This is a genomic window from Streptomyces sp. NPDC004732, assembly GCF_040609235.1.
Classification (GTDB): Bacteria; Actinomycetota; Actinomycetes; order Streptomycetales; family Streptomycetaceae; genus Streptomyces.
Map to the genome: position 1 here is coordinate 971,825 of NZ_JBEXJR010000001.1, position 19,292 is coordinate 991,116.

General features: G+C 72.4%; 8 protein-coding genes. 2 read left to right on the plus strand and 6 right to left on the minus strand.

Translation table 11 applies throughout. The annotated features are described in order from the left end of the window. Positions 1-128: 128 nt before the first annotated feature. Positions 129-611, minus strand: a complete 483-nt coding sequence (locus tag ABZV77_RS04000) for a GNAT family N-acetyltransferase (RefSeq protein WP_356250190.1) — start codon at positions 609-611, stop codon at positions 129-131. A gap of 422 nt (positions 612-1,033) precedes the next feature. Here ABZV77_RS04000 and helR point away from each other — a divergent pair, with 422 nt between their 5' ends. Continuing rightward, a complete protein-coding gene (gene helR, locus ABZV77_RS04005) occupies positions 1,034-3,289 on the plus strand; it encodes an RNA polymerase recycling motor ATPase HelR (protein ID WP_356250192.1) in 2,256 nt (751 codons plus the stop codon). Positions 3,290-3,292: 3 nt separating this feature from the next. Here the strand turns inward: helR and ABZV77_RS04010 are convergent, their stop codons facing one another. The 3 genes from ABZV77_RS04010 to ABZV77_RS04020 are packed head-to-tail and all read right to left on the minus strand — an operon-like array spanning position 3,293 to position 5,354. Continuing rightward, entirely contained in the window at positions 3,293-3,520 is a 228-nt protein-coding gene (locus ABZV77_RS04010; RefSeq protein ID WP_356249951.1) for a hypothetical protein, read from the minus strand. Continuing rightward, on the minus strand, positions 3,517-5,094 hold the full coding sequence (locus ABZV77_RS04015; protein WP_356249953.1) for an amidohydrolase: 1,578 nt from the start codon (positions 5,092-5,094) through the stop codon (positions 3,517-3,519). Before ABZV77_RS04015 ends, ABZV77_RS04010 begins: the two co-directional genes overlap by 4 nt. Positions 5,095-5,141: 47 nt before the next feature. After that, on the minus strand, positions 5,142-5,354 hold the full coding sequence (locus ABZV77_RS04020; RefSeq protein WP_356249955.1) for an MbtH family protein: 213 nt from the start codon (positions 5,352-5,354) through the stop codon (positions 5,142-5,144). 89 nt (positions 5,355-5,443) lie between these two features. On the opposite strand from ABZV77_RS04020, the gene ABZV77_RS04025 reads away from it, so the two are divergent. Next, positions 5,444-6,544 (plus strand): alpha/beta hydrolase-fold protein, encoded by a 1,101-nt coding sequence (locus tag ABZV77_RS04025; protein ID WP_356249957.1) that lies wholly within the window; start codon positions 5,444-5,446, stop codon positions 6,542-6,544. Between the two features lie 77 nt (positions 6,545-6,621). Here the strand turns inward: ABZV77_RS04025 and ABZV77_RS04030 are convergent, their stop codons facing one another. After that, positions 6,622-8,328: an ABC transporter ATP-binding protein gene (locus ABZV77_RS04030; protein ID WP_356249959.1), complete on the minus strand. Its 1,707-nt coding sequence runs from the start codon at positions 8,326-8,328 to the stop codon at positions 6,622-6,624. Then, complete coding sequence (locus ABZV77_RS04035) at positions 8,312-19,255, minus strand: amino acid adenylation domain-containing protein (protein WP_356249961.1); 10,944 nt, start codon at positions 19,253-19,255, stop codon at positions 8,312-8,314. Before ABZV77_RS04035 ends, ABZV77_RS04030 begins: the two co-directional genes overlap by 17 nt. Positions 19,256-19,292 lie beyond the last annotated feature (37 nt).

The window sequence follows — 19,292 nt, forward strand, 5'->3', positions numbered from 1 at the left end:
CACTGACCGGCACTGACCGGCGCAAACGAGAACTCCCGCCCCGGGAGGTGAACCGGGGCGGGAGCGGCATGTATGACGCCGATGCGGCGTCGTGTCACAGACGGCGTGCCGTCACAGACTCGGCGGCGTCACAGACTCCTCGCGAGAATCAGCGCGTTGCGCCGCGGATCGAGGGAGTTCGCCCACGCCGGGGGCGCCATGCGCGCGGCCGTCGGCGCGAACCCGTACCGGAGGAACAGGTCTCCCCCGCCCGTCGTCGCCGTGAACAGGGCGCTGAGCGACTTGGCGCGTGCCACGGCCAGTGCGGCGCGCATGAGCGCGGCCCCCACTCCGCGGCCCTGCTTGTGCCCGGCCACGCAGAAGTTGTAGAGGACGCCCACAGGGCCGCGGCCCGTCGCCGGGTCGGCCGGGTGCACCCGCAGACCCACGCAGCCCTCCAGAGGGCCGCCAAGCACGCCCACGCCCGCGTCCGCGTCCGCGTCCGCGACGAGAAAGTCGGTGGCGTGGGCGGTGTAGAGCGAGGCGGGGCGCTCGCGCAGCGCCCCGGAGCGTACGAAGGGCTGGGAGAGGGCGACGAGTGCGGCGGCGTCCTCCTCACGGGCGGAGCGCACCGCGGGCGGCCCGTCGGGCGCCCCTGCGGGGAGTGCGTGCAGCGGGGCAGGGCGCGGCGTAGCCGTGATCAAGGCTGTACCTTCCTGGGTTCCACGATGGTTCCACGGTCGAGGACAAGCGAGATAAGGCTAGCCTTACCTAAGTTTTGAGTCCAACCGAGGGTGGTCCCGAGGCACGCCAAAGCTCGCAGGAGGAGCCGAGAAGAGGAGCGGAAGAAGGGCGAAGCCCATGCACAGCTCTATGCACAGCTCCGTGCATGGCCCCGCGCACAGCCCCGTACACAGCAAGGGCAAGCCCGCACACAACAAAGGCAAGAGGGGAATCCCACCTCTTGCCACTTTCAACTTATAGCGCACAGGGGGGCTTGCGGCAAGGCCCCCGTCGTCCCGCAAAATCACGCCCTAAGCCTGATCCTGCGGACATCGGAGACCCCCTGACCAGCAGCGCGTTCAACCTGCCCGCCAACCTCGCGGCCAAGGCCGAGGCGGCACTGACCGCTCGCGACGAGCGGCACTTCGCGGCGATCGCGGAGAGCCTCGACCAGACCATCGCCGAACTCTCCGGCCGTCTCGACACCCTCCGCAAGGCACCCGGCGGCATCGGCCGGGAGGCGATGGACCGGGACTCGGAGATCCACCGGCTGAGCGGCCGCCTGCGCGCCCTGCGCCGCTTCGGGCTCGACCTCTGCCTGGGGCACGTCGTCGTCGCGGACGACGGCGCCGAGCCCCTGTACATCGGGCGCCTCGGGCTCACCGACAGCGAAGGCCGTCGGCTGCTCGTCGACTGGCGTTCGCCCGCCTCCGAGCCGTTCTTCGCGGCGACCCACGCCAACCCGATGGGGCTGGCGAGCCGTCGCAGGTACCGCTGGACCGGCGGCCGGATCAGCGACTACTGGGACGAGGTGTTCACCGCCGACGGCCTGGAACACCACGCCGCGCTCGACGACCAGTCCGCCTTCATCGCCAGCCTGGGCGGCAACCGGTCGGCCCGGATGCGCGACGTGCTCGGCACCATCCAGTCCGACCAGGACGCCATCATCCGCGCGGGCTCCCGCGGCGCCCTCGTCGTCGACGGCGGGCCCGGCACGGGCAAGACCGTCGTCGCCCTGCACCGCTCCGCCTACCTCCTCTACTCCGACCCCCGCCTCGGCCACAACCGCCGCGGCGGCGGCGTGCTCTTCGTCGGTCCGCACGAGCCCTACCTGGGTTACGTCGCCGACGTCCTGCCCAGCCTCGGCGAAGAGGGCGTGCAGACCTGCACCTTGCGGGACCTCGTCGCCGAGGGCGCCGCGGCGGGCCCCGAGAGCGACCCCGAGGTGGCCCGCCTGAAGGCGACCGCGGACATGGTGAAGGCGATCGAGAAGGCCGTCAGGTTCTACGAGGAGCCGCCCTCCGAGGCATGCACGGCCTCGACGCCCTGGGCCGACGTGCGGGTGAGCGCCGACGACTGGGCCGAGGCGTTCCGGGCGCCGGGCCCCGGCACCGCGCACAACGAGGCGCGCGAGCTGATCTGGGAGGAGCTGGCCACGATCCTCATGGACAAGCAGGCCATCGGCAAGGAGGCCATCGACAACGAGGCCGAGGAGGGGGCCGGCGTCTCGCCCGAGATGTTCCTGCGGGCCCTGCGGCAGGACAGGGACCTGGTGACGACGCTCAACCGCGCGTGGCCGCTGATCGAGGCCGCCGACCTCGTCTCCGACCTGTGGACGGTCCCCGCCTACCTGCGGATGTGCGCGCCCTGGCTCGGCCGCGACGACGTCACGAAGCTGCAGCGCAAGCACGCTCCCCAGGCCTGGACGGTGTCCGACCTGCCGCTTCTGGACGCCGCGCGGCAGCGGCTCGGCGACCCCGAGGCGGCCCGGCGCAAGCGGCGGCACGACGCCGCCGTCGCGGCCGAACGCGAGCGCATGGCCGGTGTCATCGACGAGATCCTCTCGGCCGCCGACTTCGCCTCGGCCGGTGACGACAGCGAGGGCGCGGTGCGGATGCTGCGCGGCAAGGACCTCCAGGACACCCTGATCGACGAGAGCGCCCTGCCCACCGACGACCCGGACCGGCTCGCGGGCCCGTTCGTGCACGTCGTCGTGGACGAGGCGCAGGAACTGACCGACGCGGAGTGGCAGATGCTGCTGCTGCGCTGCCCGTCGCGGAGCTTCACCATCGTCGGCGACCGCGCCCAGGCCCGGCACGGGTTCACCGAATCGTGGCAGGAGCGGCTTGAGCGGGCCGGGATCGACCGGGTCACGATGGCCTCCCTGAGCATCAACTACCGCACGCCGGAAGAGGTCATGGCGGCGGCCGAGCCGGTCGTCCGGGCCGCGATCCCCGACGCCAACGTGCCGACGTCCATCCGCAGCAGCGGCATCCCCGTCGTCCACGGACCGGTCACGGACCTGGACCGGACCCTCGACACCTGGCTCGACGCGCACGCCGACGGGGTCGCCTGCGTCATCGGCGATCCGGCCTTCCACGAGAAGTTCCAGGAGCAGTGTCAGGAGCGGTTCCGTGGCCCGTCACGCGTACGGTCCCTCACTCCCGAGCTGTCGAAGGGGCTGGAGTTCGACCTCGTCGTCCTCGTCGACCCGGAGACGTTCGGCGAGGGCGTCGAAGGGGCGGTCGACCGCTATGTCGCGATGACCCGCGCGACGCAGCAACTCGTGATCCTCACGAGCCCGTGAGGATCAGGCGCACGGGCGGCCCGGGTACGCGTCCGTCTCGGGCACGCCCGCCTCGCGCAGCCTGCGCAGCAGCTCCGGGAGGGCCTCGTCGCCGACGTCCGCGGGGCAGTTGATCCGCCGGTCGAAGACGAGGGTCTCCCCGGCCGTGTGCCAGATGACGTAGCGACGCCCGGACCCGTCGCCGTCCCCCACGTACGAACCGCCCTCCCGGACGGTTCCCTGCCCGCTCACGACGCCGCCTTCCCCGTCTCGCAGCCGTCGACGTACGTCGCCGCCACTTCGATCCCGCCGATGCGTGAGGTGTCGACACCTCGGGGGTCGTCGCCGAGCACCACCAGGTCGGCGCGCTTGCCCGGGGTGAGGGTGCCCAGGGCGTCCTCCCAGTGGCAGGCGTGCGCCCCGGCCACCGTGTAGGCGCGCAGGGCCTCGTCGACGGTGATGCCCTCGTCCGGGCCGATCACCTGACCCGACTCGGAGGCGCGCTCGACCATGAACTGGACGGCCCGCAGCGGGGATCCGTCCGTGACGGGGCGGTCGGAGCTGCCGACCAGGGGCACCCCGTGGTCCAGGAACCCGCGGCCGCGGTAGAGCCAGGGCGCCCGCTCCTCACCCATGATCTCCGCATAGTCGTCGCCGAAGAAGCGCAGGAAGTTGGGCTGGACGACCGCGCTGACGCCGAGTCGCGCGAAGCGCGGGAGCTGGTCGGGGCGGATCAGGCCCGCATGCTCGATGCGATGCCGGGCAGCGGGCCGCGGACGGAGGCGCTGGGCCCTTTCCAGGGCGTCGAGGGCGAGGTCGGCCGCGCGGTCGCCGATGGCGTGGACGGCGAGCTGCCACCCCGCCAGGTGACCGTCGACGATCATGTCGGTGAGTGCGTCCGGGTCGTCCTGCAACTGGCCCGCGTGGTCGAGTCCTTCGTACGGCCTGCTGAGCGCGGCCGTCCGGGCCATCATGCCGCCGTCGGTGTAGATCTTCAGCGCGCCCACGGAGAGCCGGTCGTCGCCGAAGCCGGTGCGCAGGCCGAGGTCGAGGGCCCTGGGGATGCCGTCGGCCTCGTGTGCGGCGACCGGGCCGAGCCGTTCCGCGGCGACCATGAGCTGCACGCGCAGCGGCAGCAGGTCCTCCTCGCGGGCGAGTTGATACGCGCCGAGCTCGACGGGGCTGTGGCCGAAGAGGGTGCCGCCGATGCCCGCCTCCGCGCAGGCGGTGACGCCCTCGCTCAGACAGGTCCGGGCGGCGCGTCCGATCGCCTCGGCCAGTTCGCGCTGGGAGTACGGCAGGCGCAGGGCGCGGGCGGCGCCCATCGCGCCCTCGGCGAGGAAGCCGTTCTCGTGCGGGACGTCCGCGGGGAGCAGGTCGAGGACGGCGGAGTTGACCACGCAGCCGTGCCCGGAGTCGTGCAGCATGAAGACCTTGTGGCCCTGGCTGACCGTATCCAGTTCGGCGGCGGTCAGATGGCGGCCCAGGGCCCGCTGGTCGTAGCCGACGAGGTTCAGCCAGGCGCCGGGTGAGCGTTCGCGCGCCGCGGCGGCCGCCACCACGGCGAGCACGTCGTCGATCCTCGTGCGGCCCGCGATGCTCAAGGTGTTCTCCTTGAGCCCGGTCCAGGCCAGATGCACGTGGGCGTCGACGAACCCGGGCAGCACGGTGGCGCCCTGGAGGTCGATCACCTCGCGCGCGGGCGTGGAGGTCACGGCCGCATCCAGGCCCGCGATCCGGCCCCGCCAGATGCCCAGGTCGTGGGCGACGGGGTGGTCCGGATCCATGGTGAGGAAGCGCGCGTTCGTCAGTCTCTTGCAGAGCATCGGCGCGGCCCTTCCTCGCAGTGCGGGCGTACGGGTGCTGACGAGGTTCAGCCCTCCACGGACGTCACGAGGGAACGGGGGCGCAGGTCCGTCCAGTTGGTCTCGATGTACTCCAGGCAGGCGTCCCGCGAGTCCTCGCCGAAGGCGGTGGTCCACCCGCCGGGCACCTCGGAGAAGGAGGGCCAGAGCGAGTGCTGCCCCTCGTCGTTCACCAGGACCAGGAAGCGGCCGTCGGGGTCGTCGAAGGGGTTGGTGCTCATGTGTCGGTTCCTCCGTCAGGATTAGGTTAGGCTCCCCTAAATTAATGCGAGCTTAGCCTTTCCCCCATCCCTCTCACAAGGAGACGTTGATGCGCCCCGCGGCCGACACCGGGAACGCCTTCGCCGAGTACGGACTGCCCGGTGAACCCGGCACCGAAGCCTTCTGGTCGGCTGCCCGGAGTCCCCTCTCCGTGCCTGCCGACGACGGCGGTTGGACCACGCTCTTCCTGTGGCGGGGGTCGTCCGCGCGGCTCGGTTTCGAGAGCTGGTCGGAGCCCGTGGCGCTGAACCGCTGGGCCGACACGGACTGCTGGTACGCCGAGGTGCCCATGCCCGCGCGGCTGCGCGTGACCTATCAGGTCCTCGTGGGCGAGGAGGCGTACGCCGACCCGCTCAACCCCGTCGGCGCGGGCGGCGACCGTTCCATAGCCGCGACCCCGGACGCCCCCGCCCAGCCCCACTGGCCCGACATCGGCGCCGACGACACCCTGCCCCTGCCCGGCCCCCGCATCCGCTGGGCCAGTCAGCGGCTCGGCGGGCGGCGCACCGTGCGGGTCCACGCGGTGGGCGGCGGCGGGCCGGTGGTCCTGCTGCTCGACGGGGACGACTGGCTGTATCTGCACCCGGCCATGACGGCCTTCGAGTCGGCCGTCGCCGATGGCGAGATGCCCCCTGTGACCCTCGTCTTCCTGCCGTCCAAGGACCGCCTTGCCGAGTTCGGGTGCGACCCCGCCCTGTGGGAGGCGGTACGGGACGAACTGCTGCCGCTGGTGGCGGAGAGCGGCGTGCCCGCCGACGCGGGCCGCCTGGTGGTCGCCGGGCAGAGTCTGGGCGGGCTGAGCGCGATGTACGCGGCGCTGGACTTCCCCGGCCTGGTGTCCCGCGTGGCCTGCCAGTCGCCGTCGTTCTGGTGGACACCGGACGCCATGGCGACGGCAGACCCACTGGGCGGCACGGTCGGCGGCACCATCGCCGGGCGACTGCGCAAGGAGCGCCCCGATCTGTCAGGGCTGCGCATCGCGTTCGACCTGGGGGAGCACGAGCAGCGGATGCTCCCCCACTGCGAACTGACCGAGTCGCTGGTCCAGGAGGCCGGTGCGACCGTACGGGTGTCGCGGGCGGCCTCCGGCCATGACCGGGCGGGCTGGCGGCACGCGCTGCTCAGGGACGTCGCCTGGGCACTCGCCTAGGAGCCGCCACCAGGCACCGACACCAGCAAGCCCCTAAAGACACCGGCAAGCCCCTGAGGGGCACCGGAAAGCCCCCATCACCTCGCCACAGCCACGCAGTAGTCCTCATCCGTGGCGAGGAGATTGCGGTGGCTGTCCTCCGCCGTGATGACGCCCTCGTCCAGGACGAGGACACGGTCCGCCGCGTCCAGCATCGCCGGGCTGCTGGTGATCACAACAGTGGTGCGGCCCCGGCGCAGCTTCGCGACGTTGCGCGCGATGAGCTGCTCGGTGACCGCGTCGACGGCCGTCGTCGGATTGTGCAGGACCAGGACGTCGGTGTCGGCGGCGAGCGCGCGGGCCAGGGAGAGGCGCTGACGCTGTCCTCCGGAGAGGTTCGCTCCCCGATCGCGTACTCCGTAGTCGAGCCCTTCGCGGTGGAGGGCGACGACATCGGTCAGCATGGAGGCCTCGACGGCCTCGGGCACCGTCCGGCTGCTGCCCGCCGGATCGATGTTCGTGCGCAGGGTGCCCGCGAAGATCTCCCCGTCGTACGGGTTCACCAGCATGTGCTCGCGGACCGCCTCGACCGACAGGTCCGCCATCTCCTGCCCGCTGACCCGCACCACTCCCTCGTACGCGTCCGGCGGCACGTTCATCGCCAGGATCGACGCGAGGTCGGCCACCGCGCGCGGCTGGTACCCGGCGATCGCCACGAACTCACCGGCGGCCACCGTGAACTTCAGCTTGCGCAGCGACCCGTACCGGACGCAGTCCACCTCCAGGTCCCCGCCCGCGGCCGGGCGCCCGGGCCCGGGTTCCGTCACCGGCGGCGCGGAGAGCACCAGCGACATCCGCTCGGCCGACGCCCGCGCGATCATCACGTACTTGGGCATCTCCGAGAACATCTTCAGCGGTTCCATGATGAACTGCGCCAGGCCGACGGCCATGACGAGCTCGCCGATGGTGATGCCGCCCTCGAACGCCAGCCAGCCCGCCGTCAGCGTCACCGCGGCCGCCAGGACCGCGTTGAGCGCCTGCGCGGTGCCCGCGTACACGCCGTTCACCTTGGCGACGGTGACCGACTGGCGCTTCGCCTCCGTGCTGACCGCGCGGTAGGAGCGGAACGCCGCGTGGTTGCCGCCGAAGCCGTGCAGCGGACGCAGGCCGCTGATCAGGTCGGCGACCTTCGCGCCTGCGCGCGCCACCCGGGCCTGCTGCTCGCGGGTGCTCGACCCGATCCGCTTGGACATCACGCTCAGGATCGACAGGATCGCGACGGTTCCCACGATCACGAGGAGCCCGAGCCTGAAGTCGGCCATGCCGAGGGCGACCGCCGCGACGAGCACCGCGACCAGCGAGCTGACCAGCAGCGGCACCACCTCGACGATGTCGGCGGTCTGGTCGGCGTCCTCGGTGGCGATGGTCAGCACCTCGCCGGACTTGAGGTCGACGTCCCTGGCCACCGGCTGGAGCCCGCAGGCCGCCACCTTCACGCGCCAGCGGTGCGCCTCGGTCGTGTTGGCCTTCTGCAGGACGCGCATGCCGAACCGCCACGACAGCGAGACGGTCGTGATGATCACGGCGAGCGCGCCGATGGAGATCCCGAGCGCGCCGAGGCTGCGGTCGTCCCGCATCGTGTGCTCGACGATCAGGCCGAGCGCGATGGGGAAGGCCGTCTCGCCTGCCTGGTAGAGGCCCATGAGGACGGTGCCCCAGACCATGGCACCGACGTTGCGGCGCAGTGCGGTCCTGAGGATGTCGGACCCCGGTCGGGGCCGCTTCGTGTCAGTTGTCGGAGTCATCGAGATGGCGGGCAATCGCTTCCGGGGTTCGCAGGGTGAAAAGGTCTCGGATGGTGACCACAGGACCGTACTCGCGGCGGAGCAGCCCGATCAGCCGCACCGCCAGCATCGAGTGTCCGCCGAGGGACACGAAGTCACTCACCGCGCTCACCTCGTCGTCGTCGAGGTCCAGTGCTTCGGCGAAGAACTCGCAGACCACGCTCTCGGTCTCGGTCTCCGGGCCGCGCTCCCCCACCGTGGTCAGCGCGCCGAGGGGCTTGGCCTCGGGCAGCGCCTTGGTGTCAGCCTTCCCGTTCACGGTCAGCGGGATGCTGTCCACCTCGGCGAAGTGCGTGGGGCGCAGGAAGTCCGGCAGGCCCGTGCCCACCTCGGCGGCGACGGCGGGCAGCTCGGCGCCGTCGAGCACCAGGTAGGCGGCGAGCCGGTACGCGCCGTCGACCTGCGGGTCGGGCTGGGCGACCGCGGCGACGAACCGCACCGCCGGGTGCGCGGCGAACGCGGCCTCGACCTCGCCCAGTTCGACCCGGTGACCCCGGATCTTGACCTGCTGGTCGGTGCGGCCCAGATACGTCAGGTTGCCGTCGGGCCTGCGGAACACCAGGTCGCCGGTGCGGTACATGCGCTCGCCGGGGGCGCCGAACGGGCATGCGACGAAGCGGTGCGCGCTCTGCGCGTACTGGCCGAGGTAGCCGCGGGCGATGCCGATGCCCGACACGTACAGCTCGCCGGGGACGCCGTCCGGCAGCGGCCGCAGCCACGGGTCGAGGACGTACACGTCGGTGTTGTCGATCGGCACGCCCACCACCGGGTCCTGGCACTCGAAGGTGCCGACGCCGAGGGTGTTGATCGTGTACTCGGTGGGGCCGTACAGGTTGTAGCCGACCGTGCCCTCGGTCTCGGCGAGCCGCTGCCACAGCGTCGGCGTGACGGCCTCGCCGCCGAGCAGCACGAGCGCGGGGCGCCGCTCCGGGTTGTCGAGCAGGCCCTCGGAGACCAGCTGCTGCGCGTACGTCGGGGTCACGTTGATGACGTCGATCCCGTGCGCCAGGCAGTACTCGACCAGGCCGGGCGCGTCGCGGCGCAGCTCCTCGTCGCAGATGTGCACCTCGTGGCCGTCGGCGAGCCACAGGAGCTCCTCCCACGACATGTCGAACGCGAACGACACGGTGTGCGCGATCCGGAAGGTCCGGTGGCCGTGCTCGGCGAGGACCGGTTCGAAGATCCGGCGCTGGTGGTTGACGAGCATGTTGGTGAGCCCGGCGTACTCGGTCACCACGCCCTTGGGCTTTCCGGTCGAACCGGAGGTGTAGATCGTGTAGGCGGGGTGCCGCAGCCGGTCCGGGTCCTCGGGGGCGAACGTCACGAACGGCTCGGCCGCGGGCAGCGGACGGTCCAGCTCGATCAGGCCGCCGGTGTCGACCACGGTGCCGGTCAGCCGGGGCGATACGGCGCTCACGGTGAGGATCGCGTCCGGGCGGGCGTCCTCGACGATCGCCGCGATCCGCTCGTCCGGGTGGTCGAGCTCCAGCGGTACGTAGGCGGCGCCGACGCGCAGCACGGCGAACAGCGCCACGATCGAGTCGAGGGAGCGCGGGATCGCGAGACCCACGGTCGTCTCGGGCCCGAGGCCCCGCCCGGCGAGCACTCCGGCCACCGCGCGGCTGCGGTCCCGCAGTTCGGCGAAGGTCATGGTCGAGCCGTGGGCGACGAGGGCGACCCGCTCCGGGTCCCGGTCGGCCGCCCGGTCGAACCGGTCGACGACGGTGTCCGTGCCGACGTCCGTGCGCTCGGCGGGCTCGGGTGCCGCGCCGAGGCCGGGCAGCGCGCCGAGCGGTCCGGTCGAGCGGGCCAGGTCTTCGAGCACCCGCACGTAGTCGTCGAGGAGACGGCGGGCGTCGGCGGTGTCGCCGTGGCGGTGCTCCAGCTTGACCGTGAGCCGGTCGCCGGGGGTGACGACCCAGGTGAACGGGTAGTGGGTGGAGTCGTCGGCCTTGACCGATGTGATGCCGTGCCGGGTGTTCATCTCGGCGAAGGCGTCCATGTCGAGGAAGTTCTGCAGCACGAACAGGTTGTCGAACAGCGTGTCGTGGCCGCTGGCCCGCTGGATCTCGCCGAGCCCGAGGTGCTCGTGCTCCATCGCCTCGACCCTGGCCGTCTGTACGGCCGACAGATAGCCGCCGACGGTGTCGTCCGGCCGGGCCTTCGTCCAGGTGGGCACGGTGTTGAGCAGCACGCCGACGATGTCGGAGAGGCCCTCGCCGTCGCGGCCCGAGACGGTCACGCCGAACACGGCGTCGCTGCGGCCCGTGTGGGCGCCGAGCAGGAGGCCGAAGGCGCCGGTCAGCACCGCGTTCAGCGTCACGCCGTGCTGTTTGGCCGCGTCCCGCAGCAGCTCCGACTGCTCGGCGGAGAGCTGGTGCACGAGTGCGGGCGGCAGTTCCTGCGAGAGGACCGGTGCGGGTCCGGCGAGCAGGGTCGGGCCGGGGACCTGCGCCAGGTGCTCCGCCCAGAAGCGTTCCGATACGGCGGGTTCCTTGGCGGCGAGCGCCCTGGCGTACTCCTCGAAGCTCGGCGTGGCGGGCGCCGCGTCGAGCCGCTCGCCCGCGAGGACGGACTCGTACGCGTCGAACAGGTCCCGCAGCACGATCTCGCGGGACCAGCCGTCCCACAGCAGCAGGTGGTAGCTGAGCAGCAGCCCGTCGTTGCCGTCGGGCAGCCGGACCACGGTCAGCCGGATAAGAGGCGCCTCTGCCGGGTCGAAGCCCGCGTCCCGGTCCTGGGTGCGGAAGGCCTCGACGTCCTCGTCGCCCGTCAGCTCGACCGTGCGCACGTCGACGCGTCGGCCCGCCTTGAGGACCTGGACCGGGTTTCCGTCGTCGTCGGTGGTGAAGCCCGCGCCGACGACGGGGTGCCACGCGATGACGTACGCCATCGCCTCGGCCAGCGCGTCGGCGTCCAGGCGCCGGTCGAAGGTGAACCAGCTCTGTGCGACGTAGTGTCCGGCCGTGCCCGCCAGCTGGGCCTGGAAGAACAGGCCCCGCTGGAGCGGTGTGACCGGCGCGGTGCGCTCGGCGGTCACGGAGGCGTCCGCGATGCGCTCCAGGGCGCCGAGCCAGTGCTCGGTGATCTCGTCGGGGATGCCGTCGGCGAGGGTGAAGGCCGCGTGCAGGCTGCCGGTGGCATCGTCGGTCCAGGCGTTGGCCTCGACGGCGTACGGGCTGCCCTGGTCGCCTCCGGTGACGTGCACCGCCTGGGACTCGCTGCCCCGGCCGAGGTAGTTGAACAGGACCTGGGGGCGGCCGGTCAGCAGCGGGGCCGTCTGCGGGTCGAGGTACTTGAGCTGTCCGTACGCGACGTGCCCGGCCTCGTCCGGCTGGCGCTCGGCGACCTCGCGCGCGGCGGCGACGGGGTCGGTGTGCGCGGTGAGCCGTACGGGCGCGATGGAGGTGAACCAGCCGACGGTACGGGTGTAGTCGTGCTGTTCGACGGCCGGGACCCGGCCGTGCCGCTCCAGCTCGACCGCGAGGTCGGTGGGCGACGGCTGGACGTGGGTGAGCGCGGTGCGCAGCGCGCCGCACAGCAGCTCGGTGAGACCGACGCCGAGGGCGGCGGGCGCGGTGCGCGTCAGGCGGTCGCTCGCCTCGGGCGCGAGGACGACAGTGGTCTCGCGCAGGCTCCCGGCGGCGGGCTCCGGGAGCAGCGCGGGCGCCTGGAGCGTGGTGATCCAGTGCCCGAGGGCGTCGATCGCCTCGCCGGACCTGAGCGTCAGCGCCTCGGCGTACTCGGCGTAGGACGTGGTCGTCGCGGCCGGTGCGGTGCCGCTCATGGCGGCGGCCAGGTCGTCGAGGATGACCAGCCAGGACACTGCGTCGACGGCGATGTGGTGCACGGTGACGACCAGGGTGCGGCTCGTCTCCAGCCACGAGAACGCAACGACGTTCCCGGCCTCGGGGTCGAGCCGTCCCGCGGCCTCGTCCGCGGCGGCCGTCGCGTCGGCGGCGTCCGTGCGGACGACGGCGACCTCGCTCGCGGGTTCGGTGCGCAGCGCCCACACGCCGTGCTCGACGCGCAGCCGCATCCGCAGGGCCGGATGGGCGGCCACGACGGCGTTCGCGGCGCGCTCGGCGTCGGCGAATCCGGTGCCGTCGGGGGCCGCGAGGGTCCTGGCCTGGACGAACCGGTCGAGGGATCCGCCCAGTTCACGCTGGCGCAGGATGATCGGCGTCGGCGGGAACGGGCCGTCCTCGCGGCGGTCGGGGGCGGGCGCGGCGGCCTGTGGGGCGCTCGAACCCAGGTGCTCGGCGAGCGCGCGCGGCGTCCTGAACAGGAAGACGTCGCGGGGCGCGATCGGCAGGCCGAGCGCCCTTGCGCGGTTGATCACGGTGATGGCGACGATGCTGTCGCCGCCCGCCATGAAGAAGTCGGTGTCCCCGTCCACGGCGGTGGATCCTGGCAGCGCCTCGGCGAAGATGTCGACCAGCGCGGCGAGCGCGGCATCACCGGCGGCCACGGAGGTGTTGCCGTCGTCGTGTGCGGCGCGCTCGACCAGGGCCTTGCGGTCCAGCTTGCCGTTGACCGTCAGCGGCAGGGCGTCGACCGACAGGACCCGGCCGGGCACCATGTGCACGGGCAGCTTCGCGGCGAGCAGGCCCGCGAGGTCGCCGGGCACGCGGCCCACGACGTGCGCGACCAGGTGGTCGCCACTGTCGGCGACGGTGACGGCCACGTCGACCACGCCGTCGAGCTCCCTGAGCGCGGACTCGACCTCGCCGAGTTCGATGCGGAAGCCCTTGAGCTGCACCTGGTCGTCGGCGCGGCCCGCGAACTCCAGCTCGCCGTCCAGCGTGCGGCGGGCCAGGTCGCCCGTGTGGTACATGCGGGAGCCGTCGTCCGCGAACGGGTTCGCCACGAACCGGCTCGCGGTGAGGCCGGTCCTGCCCAGGTAGCCGAGCGACACCTGGTCACCCGCGACGTAGATGGCGCCGACCCGGCCAGGCGGCACCGGGCGGAGCCGGTCGTCGAGCAGGTAGGTGACCAGGCCGGGGATGGGACCGCCGATCGGACTGACGTCCTGGCCGGGGCCGAAGTCGCCCTCGGTCAGCACCCGGTGGGTGACATGGACGGTGGTCTCGGTGATGCCGTACATGTTGACCAGCTCGGGCGACGCGGTGCCGTGCCGCTCGGTCCAGCCGCGCAGCCGCCCGAGGTCCAGGGCCTCGCCGCCGAAGATGATCCGGCGCAGCGCGGTCACCGGCTCACCGGCGTGCCGGTCGGCCTCGATGAACTGGTAGAACGCCGAAGGCGTCTGGTTGAGCACGGTCACACCGCGCTCGCGGACGAGCCGGTGGAAGTCGACCGGCGAGCGGGTCAGCGCGTAGTCGGGCACCAGCAGCTCACCGCCGTGCGCCAGCGCACCCCACAGCTCCCAGACGGCGAAGTCGAAGGAGAAGGAGTGGAACTGGACCCATACGTCGTGCGGCCCGAAGCCCATGTCGGGCCGGGTGTTGGCGAGCAGCGTGACGACACTGGAGTGCGGTACGACGACGCCCTTGGGGCGGCCGGTGGAGCCGGAGGTGTAGATCACGTAGGCGGGGTCGTGCCAGCGGGCCCCGGCAGCGGGGGCGTCGGCGGGTGCGTCGGCGTCCTGCGGCAGTTCGTCGCCCTGGACGAGCACGCGGGCGGAGATGCCCGCCCGGTCCAGGAGGCCGGTGAAGCGGTCGCGCTGCTCGGGGTCGACGAGGACGACCTGCGGGGCGGCGTCGGCGAGGATGTACTCGAGGCGCTCGTCCGGGTAGGCCAGGTCCAGCGGTACGTAGGCACCGCCCGCGGAGACGATCGCGACCAGCGCGACGACCTGCTCCACGGAGCGGGGGACGGCGACGGCGACGCGCTTGCCGGGGCCGACCCCGGCCGCGCGCAGTGACGCCGCCAACTCGTTCTTGGCGTCGGCCAGTTCGCCGTACGTCAGCGAGCGGGTGCCGCCGTCGAGCGCGCACTGGGTGACGGCGGTGGCCGCCGGGTCGCGGCGCGCGGCGGCGTCGAAGAGGCCGCCCAGGGTCGTCGGTTCGATCCGCGCGGGGCGCCGGGCGTCCTCGGGCTTCACGTCGGCGACCAGGGCGTCCGGCCGGGTGAGCAGGCCGGTGAGCGTCTGGGCGAAGGTACCCAGGATCGCCTGGGCGGTGGACTCGCCGAGGAGCTCGCCGTCGTAGATCAGGTTGAAGCGCGGCCGCCCGTCGAGCGCGCGCTCCACGACCAGCGTGAGCGGGTAGTGCGGGGCGCCCTCGTTCACGATGTCGGTGATGACGAGCTCGGCGTCGGCGGTCCGCAGGCTCTGCAGGTCGGTCGCGACGTCGAACACCACCAGGGTGTCGAACAGCGAACCGGCGCCCGCCTGGCGGCCGATCCGCGCGAGCGAGACGTGCTGGTGCGGCAGGACGGCGCTCTGGTGCTCCCGCACCGAGGCGAGCAGGTCGCCCGCCGTGGTCGCCCCGGTCCAACGGGCCCGTACGGGGATCGTGTTGATGAACAGGCCGACCATGTCGCCGATGCCGGGCACGTCCGCGTCGCGCCCGGACACCGTGGAGCCGAACACGACGTCGTCGGTGTGCAGGATGCCGCCCAGCGTCACCGCCCAGGCACTGTGCACGGCGACGCTCAGGGGCACACCGGCGGCTCGGACGGCCGCGTCGATGTCGTCCTCACCCTCGACGGCCGTGTCGGCGAACCGGTCCGAAGGAGTGTGGCCGTCGGCGACCAGTGAGGCACCAGGCAGCTCGGCGAGCTCCTCGCCCCACACCCGGTCGCTCTCGTCGTCGTCCCGTCCGGCGAGCCAGTGCACGTAGTCGGGGAAGCCGCCGACCGGGTGGACGGTGCCCGGCGCGTGGTACTCGGCGAGGAGCGCGCGCAGCATCGGCGGGACCGACCAGCCGTCGGCGATGATGTGGTGCACGGTCTGCACCAGGACGGTGCGGCCGCCACCGGCCCGGACCAGCGTGTACCGCATCAGCGGTCCGGTGGCCAGGTCGAACCCGGCGCGGCGGTCCCGCTCGGCGAGGTCGCGGATCTCCTCGTCCGTGATGCCGGGGCGGTCCACGGTCGTGAAGGGCGCCTGGACGCCGCTCTCCAGGACGGAGACCACACGGCCGTCGGCGAGGGCCGTGAAGCGTGCGGCCAGGTTCGGGTAGAGCGCGAGCAGCCGGGTGGCGGCGGCCGCGAGCCGTTCGGCGTCCACATCCCCCTCAAGGCTGAGGAGCTGCTGTTCTACGTACGCGCCCGCCGATTCGTCGTCGAAGACCGAGTGGAAGTACAGGCCTTCCTGCAGCGGGGTGAGCGGCAGGATGTCGCGCAGCGCCGGTCCTTCCAGGTCGTCGACGTCGGCCTGGGTGAGCGGTACGAGGGGGAAGTCGCTGGGGGTGTGGCCGCCCTCGTCGAGTGCGGCGAGACCGGCAAGGGCCACGCGGAAGTAGCCGCCGAGCGTCGCGATGTCCGCGTCGGTGAACATGCCGTCGGGCCAGGAGACGGTGGTGACGAGTTCGTAGTCGCCGCCGGTCGAGGCCGGTTCGGCGATGGCGTTGAACTCCAGGGCGCGCGGCAGGCGCATGTGCGGGTCGCGCTTCTCGCCGAGCTGGCCGGTGGCGCCCGTGAGCTGCCAGTCCCCGGAGGCGCCGGCGTCGAAGCGGCCCAGGTAGTTGAAGAGCACCTGGGGCGCGGGCGCGTCGAACGCGGTGCCCGCGAGGTAGCGCAGGGCGCCGTAGGAGATGCCGTTGCCCGGCACCCGGGAGAGGTCTTCCTTGACCGCCTTGAGCGCGGCGACGAGGTACTCGGGGGCGGTGAGGTCGGGCGCGGCGCCCGGGTCGACGGTCACCGGGAACAGCGTGGTGAACCAGCCGACGGTGCGCGAGAGTTCCGGTTCAAAACCGGCCGCGTCCGCCACGAAGCGTCCCTCGCGGCCGTGGCCCTCCAGTTCGATGTGGGCGAACGTCTGGTCCTGTCCGAGGTCGCGGCGCCACCGGGCGAGGGCGACGGCGAGCGCGGTCAGGAGGACGTCGTTGACGCCCGCGTGGAACTTGGCGGGGATCTCGCCGAGGAGTGCGGCCGTGATCTCGGGGCCGACGGTGACGGTCTGGATCCGCTCGCGCGCGACGGTGTCGGCGGCGGACAGCGCGCGTCGGCCCACCGGCCGGTCCGCGCCCGGCAGGGGCCGCTGGAAGTAGTCACGGTCTGCTTCGAAGCCCGCGCGTTCCAGGAGCTGTGTCCAGCGCCGGAACGACGTGCCGACCGGGGGCAGTTCGACGGGCTCACCGGCGGCGCACTGGCGCCACGCCGTGGCCAGGTCCTCCATCAGGACCCGCCAGGAAACGCCGTCGATCACCACGTGGTGGACGACGACGACCAGTTGGTTCTCCGCGGGGCGCCGGACGGCGCGCAGCATCACGCCGTTGTCCGGGTCGAGCCCGGCGGTGGCGAGCTCGACGCACTCGTCGAGCGGCCGGTCGCTCTCCTGCCACACCGGCCCCGGGGCGGACCGGTCGGCCTCGGGAATGTCGAAGCTCCACTGGTCGCCGCGCACGAGCTTCGCACGCAGCATGTCGTGCCGCCCGAGGACGGCGCCGAGTATCTCGTCGAGCGCCTCGGCGGTCAGGTCCTGCGGGGTGTTGAGGACCACCGACTGCACGAAGCCGTCGATGGCGTCGGTGGTCTCGCCGAGCCACTGGACGACGGGCGAGCCCACGACGGCGCCGGTCGCGACGTCGCCGTGGTCCACGGTGGAGACGTCCTCGCGGCTCGCGACCGCCGCCAGTGCGCCCACGACGGTGTGGGTGAAGATCTGCCGCGCCGTGACGTAGAGGCCCGCCTCGCGCAGCGCGCTCAGCAGCGAGATCGTCAGGATGCTGTCGCCGCCGAGCTGGAAGAAGTCCTGGTCGACGCCGACTTCGTCCAGCTGGAGGACCGCGGCGACGGCCGCGCAGACCGCGCGCTCGTTCTCGGTGGCGGGCGGGGCGACCGCGCCGGTTGCCGTGCTGGGTTCGGGCAGCGCGTTCCGGTCGAGCTTGCCGTTCGCGGTGAGCGGGAACGCGTCCATCACGACGATGTGGGTGGGCACCATGTACTCGACCATGTGGTCGACGGCCCACGCCTTGACCTCGTCGGCCCGCAGGTTCTCGCTGCCCGCGGCGGGGATCGCGTAGCCCACCAGGTAGGTGCCGCCCGCGGTGTTCTTCTTGGCGACGACGCAGGTGTGGCGGACGCGGGGGTGCTCGGCGAGGCCGACCTCGACGTCCTCGATCTCCAGGCGCATGCCGCGGATCTTGATCTGGTTGTCGGCGCGGCCGAGGAAGTCCAGGGACCCGTCGGGGGCGAACCGCGCGAGGTCGCCGGTGCGGTACAGCCGGGAGCCGTCCGAGGCGAAGGGGTTGGCGACGAACCGGGATGCGGTCAGTCCTGGCGCGTTGACGTAGCCGCGGCCCAGGAGGAGGCCACCGGCGTACAGTTCGCCGCCGACGCCGACCGGGACCGGGCGCAGCTCGTCGTCGAGGACGTACAGCTGGGTGTTCGGGTTGGCCCTGCCGATGGACGTCGAGAGGCGCTCGGCCTCGCCCCGGTAGATGACGTGGGAGACGCCGATGGTCGTCTCGGCCGGGCCGTAGCCGTGGTACATCGGGATGGCGAGCCGGGTGCGGAACCGCTCGTACAGCTCGGGGGTGAGCACCTCGCCGCCGCACCAGACGTGGCGCAGGCTGTCGAGACGGCCGGAGTCGCCCGCCATCTCCAGGAGCACGTCCAGCATGGACGACACGAGGTACGTGAAGGTGACGCGCTGCTCGGCGATCACGCTCAGCAGGTGGTGCGGGTCGCGTTCGCCACCGGTCCGCAGGACGACCAGGCGGGCGCCGCAGACCAGCGGCAGGAAGATCTCGTTGATGGAGATGTCGAACGACAGCGGCGCCTTGAACAGCGAGGCGTCGTCGTGGCCGAAGTGCAGGATCTCGTCGACCTGCCAGAGCAGACGCTCGCTGATCGCCTCGTGCCGGATCATCGCGCCCTTGGGCCGCCCGGTCGAGCCGGACGTGAAGATCACGTACGCGAGGGAGTCACCGGCGACGGGAACCCCGGTCCCCTCGGTGGGCAGGGAGTCGAACGCCCAGTCGGCGAGGTCGACGGCGACGGCTTCCGGCTCCTGCGGGTCGTGCTCGCCCGAGGAGTTGAGCTGCACGACGACGCGGGCGTCCTCGATGACGACGGAGCGGCGCGCGGCGGGCCACTGCGGGTCGAGCGGTACGAAGGCGCAGCCCGCCCGGAGCACGGCGAGCAGGCCGACGATCATGTCGGCGGAGCGGCCGAGCGAGATGCCGACGACCTGTTCGGGGGCGAGGCCGCGTGCGATGAGGTGGTGGGCCAACTGGGCGGACCGGTCGGCCGCCTCACGGTAGGTCAGCGAGCGGTGCTCGTCGACGATGGCGATGGCGTCCGGCCTGGTCCGTGCCTGTTCGAGGAACATCTCGACGAGGGTCGGGCGGGCCCGGTCGGCGTCGGTGTCGTTCCACTCGGCCAGGGTCTTCAGCCGTGCCTCGGCGCTGACCGGACCGATGCTGCCGAGCGGCCGGTCGGGGAAGTCGGCGAGGTCGTCGAGCGCGAGCTGTGCGTCGTGCGGCTCGATGCCGTCGGGGACGGGGATGCGATGGCCCGCCGCGCCCGCGTCCTGACTGCCGGGCCCGCTGCCGCCGTTGTCGACCCAGCCGAGGACGTCGGCGAAGAGCGTGCCCGGGGTGAGCTCGATGCCTTCGGGGCTCAGGCCCGTCGCCCAGTACGACAGGCCGATGGCGCACGCCTCGGCGACGGTCCGGTCGGAGTAGTCACCGGCCCGCCGACGCACATCGGCCAGGCGGGCGGGGGAAAGCAGCACGAGGCGAGCGCTCGGTTCCATCATCGAAGACACAGCGTCCCTTCCAGGTAATCACAGTTAG